Raw genomic sequence first — 12,288 nt, 5'->3', positions numbered from 1 at the left:
CCTCAGCTCCTGGGGAGCACGGTGAGGACCCGCTCGACGTGGTCGTGGAACTCCTGCATGAAGTCGCGGAGGAACGCGGCCGTGGAGTCGTCGGTGACCTCACCGGTGTCGGTGAAGAGCCCGGGTCGGAAGTGCACGTACGCCTCGGGCGCGGTCATCTGGCGGGCGTTGCAGAAGCTGAGCACCGCACGGAGGCTCTGCTGGCCGACCGCGGTCCCGATCTGCCCGGGCGAGGCACCGATCACCGCGGCGGGCACGTGGTCGAAGGAGTTCTGCCCCCACGGTCGCGAGGCCCAGTCGATCGCGTTCTTCAGGGGCGGGGATCGACCGGTTGTACTCGGGGGTGATGAACAGGACCGCGTCCGAGGCCTTGATCGCGTCCTTGAGGGTCCGGGCCTCCGGCGGGTAGTCGCTGTCGAAGTCCGGGCTGTAGAGCGGGAGGTTCCCGATCGGGATCTCGGTGAACTCCAGCTCCGGCGGCGCCAACGTGAACAGGGCCCGACTGAGGACCCGGTTGATCGACGTCGAGGAGAGGCTGCCGATGAAGTAGCCGACCTTGTAGTGGGTCTGGTCTGAGGGCATACCGCGCTCCCGGTGCTCGTCGGTGCGGTCGACACGGCCTGCCGACCGATCCTCTTCAGCCTTGCAGAGCCCCCGCCGAGCGACAACGGTCGGCAACGCCGCGCGTAGCCGCTCCACCCGGCCCGTGGCCGGCAGCCGACGGCACCGGACTGCAACCCCTGGCGCCAGGACGGCGTCTAGCAGGCGTGCCGGGACCATCCCGGCGAATCTCGAGGCACCAGGAGCCGACCCATGCGTGAACACGCCACCATCTCTCGCACGTCCCCGACCGGCCGGCTGCGTCGCCGGCTCGCCCTGCTGGTCACCGGCGCCGCCGGCGCACTCGTGCTGGCCGCGCCGCTGCTGGCCGCCGACCCGGGAGCCGCACAGGCCGCGGCGCGTCACGTCACCGACGTCAGTCCCTCGGCGCTCGACCGCGGACCGGCCCGCAGCGACGCGCACCTGGAGGGCCAGCGGCTCGTGCACGGCGACCTCTCGGTCAGGATCCCCGGCCGCCGGGCCGTGCTGGTCGGGTACGGCGTCGAGAACCACCTCGTGGGCACCCGGCTGCACGGCCGTTGGGTCACGATCCGCGTGGACGCCGACGGCACCCGGAAGCGGATCGCCACCGGGCTCTCGCCGTACACCATGACCTACAGCGAGGACGGCCGCCTGGTCGCCTCGTCCCGGTTCGACGGAGACGCGACCCGGGTGGTCGTCCGCTCCACCGCCGACGGGTCGACGGTGGCACGCCGGACCTTCCGCGACGGGTCGTCGGTGCTGACCCTGGACAGCTCCCGCGTGGTGCTCGGCTCCTGGGCCCCGGCCCGGACCCGCACCTGGCAGCTCGACACCGGCCGGCTGCTCACTGTCGCCCACCAGGCCGGCTACCGCGCCGACCTCACCCACGGCCTGCTCGCCACCCTCACCGACGACCCCTACCAGGGCGGGTGCAGCGTGCTGCGCCGCCTGAACCAGCCCGCGACCCGTCTCTGGCGCAGCTGCGACGAGCGGGTGGAGCGGTTCTCCCCGGACGGTCGACACCTGACGTCGGTCGCCCTGCTCAGTGACGGGGCCGGTCCCTCGCAGGTGCTGATGCGCAGCGTGCGGGGCCAGTGGCAGGCCGCGTGGCGAGTCACGGGTGGCTGGATCGACGTCCAAGGCTGGGAGGGGCCGGACACCTGGGTCGGCGAGGTGCACGGCCCGCACCGGAGCGCAGGGGTCCGCTGCACCGGCGGCGACTGCGAGCGAACCTCCGCGCCGCGGCCGACCGACGCCCCCTGACGTGGGTACCTAGGTCGCCTACCTGTCTCCAACCTGTCTCCTGGACAGGCGACGGTTGCGCACGCAGAAGGCCCCTCACCGTGACCGTGAGGGGCCTTCTGCTCTGCGGGTGGACTCGTGCCGGCCGCTCAGTCGATCCGGGCGATCGGTGCCCCCTGTCGGACGGCGGCCCCCTCATCGACAAGGAGGTGGACGACGCGCGCGGCGGCGCGCCGGCACCTCCGCGGCCACCTTGCTGCACCCGTTCGTGGAAGGCCCGGCTCACACCATGCCGTGATACCTGGCCGGCACCCGCAGCAGCGGTCCGTGGCGCATGACGTTCATCTGTCGCGGACCGCTGGCTCGCCAGACGCCGTCCCGTTCGGAGACGAGCTGGGTGGGGTCGACCAGGTCAGGATCGAGCTCGGGCACCTCGGGGCCGCCGTTCAGGAAGCTCCGGAACTCGTCCGCCATCGAGTCACCCGTCATCGCCCACGCGCTGTTCTCCGTCAGCCCGGACTGCACGCGCACCGAGTTCCGAAGGTCCGTGGTGCGCCGGGTCAGGTCGAAGTCGGCGAACTTGAGGTGGACCATCAGCAGGTCGGGCAACGGCGTGTACGCCGCCTCGATGCCGTGCGAGGCCTTGACCCACGGCGCCCGGACCCGCTTGAGCGACGGCTTGCTGAGCTGGCCCACGAGCTTCCCGAACCGTCGCTGGCCGAGGACGGGCAGTCCTTCCACCAGTGCCGCCTCGTGGTCGAGGTGGTGCAGGACGTTGAACCCGAGCCCGGCGCCCACGCGGACCTCGGGCCGACGGGCCACGAAGTCGCGCAGACCCTCGTAACGGTCAGGGTCGGCGAGGAGGAACTCGTCGGCATCGGTGAAGATCACGGCGTCGTGGTCGCGCAGCAGCTCCGCCCCGAGCCGGGAGACCAGGGCCATCCTGGCCTTCTCGAACCGCCCTTCGGGGAAGCCTCCGGACGGAATCACACGGCACGGGAGGTCGGCGGTCGAGCCGTCGGTCGTGCAGTCGTCGACGACCAGCAGGTTCTCCACCCCCAGCTGGTCGCCGTAGTAGCGGACCCAGCGCGGCAGCATCGCCCGCTCGTCCCGTACGACGGTCAGCGCGGCCACGCGGACCGGGCGTGCCGTTCCGCGGCGTCGCCATCGCATCGTCTTGCTCACCACTTCCACCTTGCCGCTGGTGGCCCCCACTCAGCCAGTCCCCGACCAACCGGAGTCGACTGCCGGTCGACACCACGATGAACGTTGCCGGGTCGTGTCGCGCTGACTCAGATCGACGGCGCGGGAAATCGAGCGACCGCGCCGACGGGCGGGACATACCCTGACCCGCCAGCCGAGACGACACCAGGAGTGCTGTGCCCCACCTCGAGGCGATCACCATCCACGCCCGCCGGCCGTCGAGGCTGGCCGAGTTCTGGTCGGCCGTCCTCGACCTGCCGATCGATCCCGCGGACGTCTCGGCCATCGCCGACGGGACCCTGGCGGACGACGAGTCGGTGCTCCTCGGCCGCAGGGACGGACTCCACGTGTGGATCAGCCCCGCCGACGACCTCGCGCCGGTGGGCGGGCGACTCCACCTCGACGTACGACTCGACGCGACCTGCGGCGCCGACAGGCTCATCGAGCTCGGCGCCGTCCACGACTGGGACGACCCGCAGGGCCGCTGGACGGTCTACACCGACCCCGAGGGCAACCGGTTCTGCGCCGTGCCCGCCGCGCCCGCTGGTCGGTAACCCGTCGGGGTCTGACCTCCATGGCCTCAGCCGCCGTACGCGGTGGGGACGGGCCAAGCCACAGCGCGCTGAGGGCCCAGCCACGCGAGGCCGCGAGCAGTCGCGCACGGCGAGGACGACTCCGAGGACACCCGGCCCACCGAGCCGGAGTATCACGTCGTGGACTGGTGGGGCGGCGGCCCTGATAGCGGCCGCCCCACCAGCGGTCGGTCGTTCACGAGGCCTTTCGCGAGGTGACGAGGTAGGCGGTTCCGAACACTCCTCGCATCCGCGATCCGATGGTGGTCTCGGGGTGGTCCCGCCAGCGGCGGTTCATCCGGCGAGCCAGTCGATCCAGAGGCGGCACGGTCGGGGTCAGGTCGAAGTAGACGAGATCGTGAGGTTCCAGTCCGGCCGCGCGCAGGGCTCTGCCAAGACCGCGCACGGTGAGCGCCCGGATGCCGGTCTTGGCACATCCGTGACGCTGCGCGGCCGGGACGCCCAGCGCTTCCTCGAGGCGGCCGAGCAGCCGAAGGCCCGGCCAGAAGAGGCCCCACTCGACCAGTCGGTAGAAGCTGTGCGGATTCAGCATGGTCACCACCACGACCCCGCCCGGTCGGGTCACGCGGCAGATCTCGGCGAGGCTGCGTGGAACGTCCGCGTATTCGAGCACCCCCATGGCCAGCACGACGTCGAAGCTGGCGTCCGGTAGGGGCATGTCTTCGGCCGCACCGACGCAGAACTCCACGCCCGCGGTGTCGCGCAAGCGCATCTCGGCTGCCCGGATCATGGCAGGCGACTGGTCCAGGGCGTGGACCTTGAAGTCCCCGGGGCGGGTCTCCGTGAGGTGGCGGACAAGCATGCCGGGACCACAGCCGACGTCGAGCAGGCAGCCACCGCTGATGGGTGCGAGCTGCTGAGTGACTGCATGGAGGCGTGAATGGAAGTACCTGGCGTAGACGCCCCACCCGTCGTGGGCTGCGGCGTACTGCTCGGCATCGTGGGTGTCGACGTCGGTGTAGGTGGTCGTTGTTCTTGGTCGATCGTTCATCTGGCGTCCTTTGCATGGCCGAGCGCGCTGATGGGCGGGGCTGGGTTCGGGCCCGGCCTCATCGGCGCCGCGCGGCGCGTGTGGTCGGCGAGCAGGTCGAGCGCAGCGGTTCGCCGCTGGCTGCGCGCGTCTGGTCGCGCGCGCTACACAGCGGGTCGCGTTGGGACTGAACAAGCTCGAGAGGTGGCGCGACCACCGCAGGACCGGTTGCCGGTCCCCCGATCATCGGTCGCGCTGAACGGGGACGAAGTCCCCGGTGCGGGCTCTGCTTCAGGCGGTGGACAGTCCGGGCGGGCCACGTCGTCCGGAGGCCGAGACCAACAACAGGGGACGAAACGTCGGCTCGTCAGGGACGGGCGGCAGGGTCGGCGTGTCCGGGGTGATGGGAAGAGCCGGCGACGGCATCGGGCACAGCACGCGGAGGGCGGCGATGCGGAACCATGTCCAGAGGTTGCTCTCAAAGCCATAGAGGACAGCGGCAACGAGCAGGTCCAGCACGAGATGGGTGGCAAGCATCCGGGCGGTGCCCTGAGCGCCGAACGCCCACCCCACGGGCGGGAAGTGAGCGTGATACGTCCAGACTTGCTCGGGATCACGACGGTCGACCGTCACCTTGAGCAGGGCGTGCATGGCCAACTGCCCCGCAATGATCATCCCTGCCAGACTCAGCCAGGACACCTGACGGACAGCCAGTCGGAGACCAACTCCCACCAGCACCAGGATCATCAACCCGATGATCGAGCCTCGGTTCAGAATCCTGTCCGGATTGTGCCCCAAGAGGGGCAGGCCGCAGCAGACCAGTGCCAACGTCGCCCCCCGAACGACGCGACAGGGTCCCTCTCCTGGGCCGCTCATGCTGGGGACGCTAGCCGTTACTCGACTCAGGTGACACCACCACGTGAGGTATCCGCGAACCCTGGTGCTGGCGGGTCCGGCAGCTGAGCGCAGGACCGGTGCTGTCCCTCTGGCTCCCCTGCATCTCGATGCGCCGCGGGTCAGACCAGCTCGCCGATGAGGTCGGCGAAGGCGGCGAGGTAGGCGTCGACGTCCTCATCGGTCGCGGCGACCGAGCAGGTGGGCCCGGCCCCGACGATGGCGTCCCAGACACCCCGGTTCGCGAGGTGGACGCGCAGGAGCCTGCGCAACGGCACGTCGAAGTCCTCCATCGCCTCGGCCGCAGTACGCGGCGGGGACGGGCTGAACGACAGCCCGCTGCGGGGCCAGAACCGATGGGTCGTCCACTCCAGTCCCGCCGCGGCCACGACCTGGGACAGCCCGTCGGCCAGCCGGGAGCCGAGGCGTTGACTGTGCGCGTAGGCGTCGTCGGTCAACACCTCGCTCATGGCCGCCCGCGCCGCGGCCATGGAGAGCGGGTTGCCGAACAGTGTGCCGCCGACCGCGACCTGCGGCTTGTCGTCGTCGCGGCCGTCCGGGCGCTGCAGCACGGCCGCCACCTCCTCGGTCATCCCGTACGCCCCCAGCGGGATCCCCGCGGCGATCGACTTCCCGACCGTCACGAAGTCGGACGCGAGCCCCCACCGTCGGGTGAGCCCACCGGGGCCGACGACCTGGGTGTGGGTCTCGTCGTAGGCCAGCAACGTGCCGGTACGACGGGTCACCTCGCGCAGGCCCTCGTGGAAGCCGTCGTCCGGCATCAGCGGGCCCACGTTGTTGGTGAGGGCGGGCTCGGTGATGACCACGGCCACGTCGCGCGCCGAGAGGACGCGCTCCAGGGCCTCGAGGTCGTTGAACGGCACGACGCGCGTCCGTGTGGTGACGTCGTGCGGCAGGCCGTCCTCCTCCGGCACCAGGTGGCCGTCCTCGATCTCCACCAGGACGTCGTCGAAGTGGCCGTGGTACTTCCCGTCGAAGAACAGCACCTTCTCGCGGCCGGTCGAGGCGCGGGCGATCCGGATGACCTCGGTGTTGGCGCTCGTCGCGCGAGAGCGTGAACTGCCACAGTGGAAGGCCGTAGCGCCGCGCCAGCTCGCCTGCGACCCAGATCGAGTCCTCGGTCGGCAGCAGGTACTGCGATCCAAGGCCCACCTGCCGGCTCACCGCCTCGACCACAGCTGCCGGGCCATAGCCGGTGAACATGGACATGTCGGCGATGTTGAAGTCGGCGTACTCGTGTCCGTCGACGTCACGCAGGCGTGATCCGCCGGCCGACTCGATGAACAGCGGCGGGTGGTCGTACGACGTGCGCAGCCAGCTCATCGGCACGCCGTTCGGCATCACTGCCTGCCCCGAGGCCCACAGCTCCCGGCTGCGTGGGCGCATCTCCACGAAGGCGGCGTCCTCGCGCTCCTTGAGCGCAGCCACCCGGGCGGGGTCCAGACCCGATCCACCCATGCCAGAAGCGTAGGCCAGCATGCTGAGGGCGCCAGCGGTCCGCAGGGCGAGCAGCTTCGGGATGGACCTGACCCGGCCGGTGGCTGACCCCCACGTGCTTCAGCAGGACCAGGGGGAACGGTCCACACCGGTAGTCTGCGGGCATGGACCTGGCCAGCCGGCTGAACGTCACCCTCCTCGGGCCGGCGGATGCGAACCCCATCGTCTTCGTGCACGGGTTCGGCTGCGGTCAGCAGATGTGGCGCCACGTCGCGCCCGCCTTCGAGATCGACCACCGTGTCGTGCTCTTCGACCTGCCGGGCTCCGGTGACTCGGACCTGTCGATGTACACCGCCGAGCGCTACACGAACCTCGAGGCCTACCGCGACGACGTCGTCGCCCTTCTCCGTGAGCTCGACCTGTCCGATGTGGTCCTCGTCGGGCACTCGGTCTCCGCCATGATCGGCGTCCTTGTCGCCAACGCAGCCCCGGAGCTCGTCGGGCAGCTCGTCCTCGTGGCGCCGTCGGCGCGCTACCTCGACGACGACGAGTACGTCGGCGGGTTCGCCGAGTCCGACATCGAGGAGCTGCTCGACCTCATGAGCCGCAACCACCTCGGCTGGCAGGACCCGCTCGCTGGTCTCGTCGCCGGCGCCGCGCAGCCGGAGGTCAAGCAGGAGCTCGAGGACAGCTTCTGCCGCACCCGTCCTGACATCGCCGCCCAGTTCGCGGCCGTCACGTTCCGCGGTGACAACCGCACCGACCTCGCGGACGTCCACGTCCCCACCCTCATCCTGCAGTCGAGCGACGACGCGATCGCGCCGCTGACGGCCGGCGAGTTCGTCCATGACCACACCGACGGATCCGTCCTGACCGTCATCGACACCCACGGGCACTGCCCGCACCTGAGCGCACCCGGCCGGACCATCGAGGCCATCCGGACGTTCGTCACCGCCCGCTGACCCATGGGATCCGACACCGACAGCCCGAACGGCGGCGTCACCGGCACCCCGGACTACTTCGGGGACGCCCCGTGCGGATACGTCGTCACGAACGACGACGGCCTGATCGTCCGTGCCAACTCCGAGTTCCTCCGCACCGTCCAGAGGACTGCGGACGACGTGATCTCCGTCCGCACGCTCACGAGCCTGCTGACGGTCGGCGGACGGATCTTCGTCGAGACCCACCTGTACCCGATGCTTCGCAACACCGACGTCGTCCGCGAGATCGACCTCGACCTCGTCCGCCCCGACGGCAGCAGGGTCCCCGTACTGCTCAACGCCAGCCTGACCCTTCCGGGCGGCGGCCTCGCGCTGCGCGCCGTGGTCCTCGAAGCGCGCGACCGGCACCGTTACGAGAAGGACCTGCGACAAGCGACCCGCACGGCCGAGAACGCCCTCGAGAACGCCGCAGCGCTCGCCCAGACGCTCCAGCAGACGCTCATCCCGCCCGCGCCACCACAGATCCCGCACCTGGACATCGCGGCCGCCTACCGGCCGGCCGGCAACGGCCGCGAGGTCGGCGGCGACTTCTACGACGTCTTCCAGGTCAGCCCCTCGGCATGGGTCGTCGTCGTCGGTGACGTCAGCGGCAAGGGCATCCCGGCCGCCACCGTCACGTCGCTGGTCCGGTACACCGTCAGGTCGTTCGCCATCGAGCACCCCGACCCCCCGACCTGCTCCACCACGTCGACGCCGTACTGCAAGCCAACGACACCGACCGCTACTGCACCCTCGTCGTGGCCCGACTCGACCGCCACGACGACATCTGGGAGCTCGCGCTGGGCCTCGCCGGCCACCCACCCGCGCTCCTGAGGACCCCGGACGGGATCGTGACTCCCCTCGGCGTGCCCGGCACGCCGGTCGGACTCGTCCACGACCCGCACTTCCACACCGTCCGGCACCGCCTCACCCAGGGGACCGTCACCCTGTACACGGATGGAGTCACCGAAGCCCGCGGCGCCGACGGCCTCTACGGCGAGGAGAGGCTGAACGACCTGATCGGCAACCTCCCCAGCGACTCACGCGGCCTCACCGAAGGTATTGCTCGTGATGCGCTCGACTACCAGGGTGGCAACGCGAGCGACGACATCGCCATCGTGACCTTCTCGCCGCGCAGCTGATCCGGGCGATCGCGGGCACCCGCAGCTGTCGCGGGCGTCAGCCCCCCTCGTGACCGGCCACCTCCGCCAGCTGCGCGCCCGACAGGGAACCGTTGATCACCAGGGAAGCCAAATCGCGAAGCGCCAGCCGGTGACGACGACTGAATGCCCGCAGCAGCGCGAACGCCTGGTCCACGTCCACCCGAAGCCCTTCGAGGCGGCTACGCTCGCCATCGCGACCGAAGGAGATGCATGGGCGAGAAGAGCGGGCCGTTCGACCGTCGCAGGGCGGGGGTCCTGCTGCACGTGACCTCCCTGCCCGGACCTGGGACCTCGACGGGCTCGGCGTCCGGCGATCTCGGTGACGAGGCCTACCGGTTCGTCGACTTCCTCGCCGCGGCCGGCTGTTCGGTCTGGCAGGTGCTGCCGCTGGCGCCGACCCACCCGGAGGATGGTTCGCCCTACAACGCGCTGTCCGCGATGGCGGGCAACCCCGCGCTGATCAGCCGGGATCACCGGGCCGCTCAGTGCCTCGAGGACCTCGCGGCAATGGCGGAACCCCAGCAGTCCGCGTTCGTGGCGTGGTGTGCCGAGCAGGCCGAGTGGCTGGAGCCGTACGTCGAGTTCGCCGCCCTCCGCGAGCTGCACGGCCACGCTCCCTGGCCGACCTGGACACCCGCCCTGCGGGACCGAGACCCGCAGTCCGTCGCGGAGGCGCTCACCCGACTCACGGACCGCGTGCGGGCGCTGCGCTTCGAGCAGTGGGTCTTCGCGGTGCAGTGGGCGCGGCTTCGCGAGTACGCCGCGTCCAAGGGCGTGCTCCTGTTCGGGGACCTCCCGATCTTCGTGTCCCTCGACAGTGCCGACGTGTGGGCCTCGCGGGAGCTGTTCCAGCTGGACGGGCACGGCCGTCCGATCACGGTGTCCGGTTGCCCGCCCGACTACTTCGCAGCGGACGGCCAGCGCTGGAACAACCCGCACTACGACTGGGATGCGATGGCCGCCGACGGGTTCGCCTGGTGGCGGCGGCGGATCGCGCGCCAGCGCGACCTCTTCGACCTGGTCCGCATCGATCACTTCCGCGGCTTCGAAGCAGCCTGGCACGTGCCCGTCGACGCGGCCACGGCCAGGGAGGGCTACTGGGTCCCCGGGCCGGGCGCCGAGATCCTGACCATCCTCGTCGACACGGCAGGTCCCGGGACACTGGTGGCGGAGGACCTCGGGTGATCACCCCGGAGGTCGAGGAGCTACGGATCCGGTTCCAGCTCCCGGCATGAAGGTCCTGCAGTTCGCGTTCGACGGCAGCCCGACAACCCGTATCTCCCAGCCGCCATGGGGCAGAGCGTCGTCTACACCGGCACCCACGACAACGACACCACCGTGGGGTGGTGGCAGCTCCTGGACGAGCGGACCCGCGACCAGGTGCGCTCCAGTCTCTCCGACCCCGACGAGCCGATGCCCTGGGCGTTGATCCGGCTCGCCCTGGAGTCGACGGCCCGGCTGGCCGTCGTACCGGCCCAGGACCTTCTCGCACTCGGCAGCGAGAGCCGGATGAACACACCCGGCACCGCGTCGGGCAACTGGTCCTGGCAGGCGCCCGCTCACGGTTTCGACGACGATCTCGCTGCCAGGATCCGCGGTCTGCTGGCGGCAACGGACCGCGTGGGCTGACCTGACGCCCGGCGGACCGGTGCGGTGCACGAGGTCGGAGCTCGACCGTCAGGCGGCCTTCAAATGGGCGTGGTCTGTCGGGATGGCACTCCCCGTACTAGCGTTGCAGGACGACGACGTGCCCGCGGACGCTCGAACTCGGAGCGGAACGGCGCCTCCACCCCGGAATGCTGCTCGGCCCGCCCCACCCCCCGAACCGTCAGAGAGAAGACCATGAGCATCAACGCACACCTCCACGGCGACGGTGTATCCCCCGCCCCCGCGAGCCCTTCGGCTTCCTCGGACGACCACCCGGACAGCTCCCAGACCGCCGCACGCATGTTGGAGAAGATCGCCAACGAAACGGACCAGTGGCGCTCCGACGCCAAGGACGAGGCTGCCGCGATCGTGGCCGGGGCCCGCGCGGAGGCCGAGAAGCTCGTGCAGGCTGCCCGCGACGAGGCCGGCAGGCTCGTGGCCTCGGCCCATGCGGAGGCCGACGGGCTCGTGGCCACGGCGCGGAACGAGGCCACGCAGATGGTGGACAGTGCGCGCGCCGAGGCCCACCGGGTGCAGGAGGAGACGAGGGCCGTCCGCAGTCGCCACGACGAGGCCGTCGCGCAGCTTCAGCAGCTTGCGACCGAGCACCGCACTCGGCTGCGGTCCCATCTCACCGAGATGCTCGACCGCGTCGACTCCCTCCCCGGCGGCGACACCCAGTAGCCGCGCCCCGCAGGAACGGCGAACCACGCCCGGGGCAGCCGCCGGACCCCACGGTTCGTGCGTGGAGTCGCGCGGCGTCACGAGGTGTCAGGATCTGACCTCGGCAGCCGGGAACGAATCCGCGCCGTCACTGCGACAGTAGAAGTATGGGCACCATCCCGACGGTCACCGACGCGGCACTGGTCGCCGCGCTCGCTGACGGGAGACAGGGGCGCTGCGCGAGCTGTACGAGCGGCACGGCGCCTGGTTGCACGCCCGGCTGCTCCGCCGCTGCAACGACCGCGAGGTCGTCGTCGAGGTCGTGCAGGACACCTTCGTGGCGCTGTGGAAGGACGCGCGGCGCTTCCGCCACGACGGTGAGGTCGGCGCATGGCTGTGGGGCATCGCGTTCCGGCGGATGGTGTCGAGGCTGCGCTCACGCCGGGATGTCGTGCTCCTTCCCGAGTGGGACGTGGTGACGGCGCCGCAGCGGGTGCTGCCGTCCGCCGAGGACCAGGTGCTCCTCGGCGTCGAGTACGGCGACCTGGCCCCGGCGCTGCGGCGCCTGTCGCCGGAGTTCCGCTCGGTGGTGCAGGCGGTCGTGCTCGACGGTCTGACCACGAAGGAGGCAGGGCGACTGCTGGGCGTCCGCGAGAACACCGTGAAGACCCGGCTCCACCGCGCCAAGGCGCAGCTGAGGGCTGCACTCACCGAACCGCAGGAGGGATGGCGATGACCACCGAGGCCCAGCGATGGCACGCAGACCCGGCGCTGCTGGAGCGCTACCTCGCGGGCGCGCTGGACGCCGTCACCGGCGCGTCGGTCGAGCAGCACGTCAGCCGGTGCGAGAGCTGCCGGCGGTCGGTGGGGCCCCTGCTCGAGCCCGGGCTGGT

At 70.9% G+C, this 12,288-nt stretch carries 10 protein-coding genes and 4 pseudogenes; 8 read left to right on the top strand and 6 right to left on the bottom strand.

Going from position 1 to position 12,288, the window contains the following annotated elements:
- Window positions 1–2: 2 nt before the first annotated feature.
- Window positions 3–582 (bottom strand): annotated as a pseudogene (locus H0S67_RS07640) (NADPH-dependent FMN reductase).
- 231 nt (window positions 583–813) lie between these two features.
- Here H0S67_RS07640 and H0S67_RS07635 point away from each other — a divergent pair.
- Window positions 814–1,845, top strand: a complete 1,032-nt coding sequence (locus tag H0S67_RS07635) for a hypothetical protein (protein ID WP_180936105.1) — start codon at window positions 814–816, stop codon at window positions 1,843–1,845.
- Between the two features lie 261 nt (window positions 1,846–2,106).
- Here the strand turns inward: H0S67_RS07635 and H0S67_RS07630 are convergent, their stop codons facing one another.
- A complete protein-coding gene (locus H0S67_RS07630) occupies window positions 2,107–3,009 on the bottom strand; it encodes a glycosyltransferase family 2 protein (RefSeq protein ID WP_180936104.1) in 903 nt (300 codons plus the stop codon).
- Window positions 3,010–3,203: 194 nt separating this feature from the next.
- Here H0S67_RS07630 and H0S67_RS07625 point away from each other — a divergent pair, with 194 nt between their 5' ends.
- The gene (locus H0S67_RS07625) at window positions 3,204–3,581 is read left to right on the top strand and encodes a VOC family protein (RefSeq protein WP_180936103.1); all 378 of its coding nucleotides are present in this window, start codon (window positions 3,204–3,206) and stop codon (window positions 3,579–3,581) included.
- A 214-nt stretch (window positions 3,582–3,795) separates the two neighbouring features.
- On the opposite strand, the gene H0S67_RS07620 is transcribed toward H0S67_RS07625, so the two are convergent.
- The 3 genes from H0S67_RS07620 to H0S67_RS07610 form a co-directional block, all read right to left on the bottom strand.
- On the bottom strand, window positions 3,796–4,611 hold the full coding sequence (locus H0S67_RS07620) for a class I SAM-dependent methyltransferase (protein WP_180936102.1): 816 nt from the start codon (window positions 4,609–4,611) through the stop codon (window positions 3,796–3,798).
- Window positions 4,612–4,881: 270 nt separating this feature from the next.
- Complete coding sequence (locus H0S67_RS07615; protein WP_180936101.1) at window positions 4,882–5,337, bottom strand: hypothetical protein; 456 nt, start codon at window positions 5,335–5,337, stop codon at window positions 4,882–4,884.
- A gap of 269 nt (window positions 5,338–5,606) precedes the next feature.
- On the bottom strand, window positions 5,607–6,650 hold the full coding sequence (locus H0S67_RS07610) for an aminotransferase class III-fold pyridoxal phosphate-dependent enzyme (protein ID WP_180936100.1): 1,044 nt from the start codon (window positions 6,648–6,650) through the stop codon (window positions 5,607–5,609).
- Between the two features lie 456 nt (window positions 6,651–7,106).
- On the opposite strand from H0S67_RS07610, the gene H0S67_RS07605 reads away from it, so the two are divergent.
- Together H0S67_RS07605 and H0S67_RS07600 are read left to right on the top strand one after the other, a co-directional pair.
- Entirely contained in the window at window positions 7,107–7,904 is a 798-nt protein-coding gene (locus tag H0S67_RS07605) for an alpha/beta fold hydrolase (RefSeq protein ID WP_180936099.1), read from the top strand.
- 3 nt (window positions 7,905–7,907) lie between these two features.
- Window positions 7,908–9,064, top strand: a pseudogene (locus H0S67_RS07600) (PP2C family protein-serine/threonine phosphatase).
- A 37-nt stretch (window positions 9,065–9,101) separates the two neighbouring features.
- Here H0S67_RS07600 and H0S67_RS07590 read toward each other — a convergent pair.
- Window positions 9,102–9,245 carry an ANTAR domain-containing protein gene (locus tag H0S67_RS07590; RefSeq protein ID WP_180936096.1) on the bottom strand — a complete coding sequence of 48 codons (144 nt, stop codon included), beginning with the start codon at window positions 9,243–9,245 and terminating at the stop codon, window positions 9,102–9,104.
- On the opposite strand from H0S67_RS07590, the pseudogene H0S67_RS07585 reads away from it, so the two are divergent.
- The 4 genes and pseudogenes from H0S67_RS07585 to H0S67_RS27920 all read left to right on the top strand — a co-directional run.
- Window positions 9,209–10,714, top strand: a pseudogene (locus H0S67_RS07585) (4-alpha-glucanotransferase). The gene H0S67_RS07590 and the pseudogene H0S67_RS07585 overlap by 37 nt on opposite strands.
- A 213-nt stretch (window positions 10,715–10,927) precedes the next feature.
- Window positions 10,928–11,416, top strand: a complete 489-nt coding sequence (locus H0S67_RS07580) for a hypothetical protein (RefSeq protein WP_180936095.1) — start codon at window positions 10,928–10,930, stop codon at window positions 11,414–11,416.
- Between the two features lie 214 nt (window positions 11,417–11,630).
- Window positions 11,631–12,131 carry an RNA polymerase sigma factor gene (locus tag H0S67_RS07575; RefSeq protein WP_343050493.1) on the top strand — a complete coding sequence of 167 codons (501 nt, stop codon included), beginning with the start codon at window positions 11,631–11,633 and terminating at the stop codon, window positions 12,129–12,131.
- Window positions 12,122–12,241, top strand: a pseudogene (locus H0S67_RS27920) (hypothetical protein); the annotation flags it as partial. The gene H0S67_RS07575 and the pseudogene H0S67_RS27920, both read left to right, overlap by 10 nt.
- Window positions 12,242–12,288: the final 47 nt, after the last annotated feature.

It is taken from the genome of Nocardioides ungokensis, assembly GCF_013466985.1.
Classification (GTDB): domain Bacteria; phylum Actinomycetota; class Actinomycetes; order Propionibacteriales; family Nocardioidaceae; genus Nocardioides; species Nocardioides ungokensis.
Note: the sequence above shows the minus strand (reverse complement) of the source record. Positions and strands in the feature narration are given on the sequence as shown.

What these genes read in the sequence shown, in the direction of transcription:
- H0S67_RS07605 (WP_180936099.1), top strand. Translation starts at nt 7,107, where the DNA reads ATGGACCTGGCCAGCCGGCTGAACGTCACCCTCCTCGGGCCGGCGGAT.
- H0S67_RS07615 (WP_180936101.1), bottom strand. Translation starts at nt 5,337, where the DNA reads ATGATCCTGGTGCTGGTGGGAGTTGGTCTCCGACTGGCTGTCCGTCAG.
- H0S67_RS07620 (WP_180936102.1), bottom strand. Translation starts at nt 4,611, where the DNA reads ATGAACGATCGACCAAGAACAACGACCACCTACACCGACGTCGACACC.
- H0S67_RS07580 (WP_180936095.1), top strand. Translation starts at nt 10,928, where the DNA reads ATGAGCATCAACGCACACCTCCACGGCGACGGTGTATCCCCCGCCCCC.
- H0S67_RS07635 (WP_180936105.1), top strand. Translation starts at nt 814, where the DNA reads ATGCGTGAACACGCCACCATCTCTCGCACGTCCCCGACCGGCCGGCTG.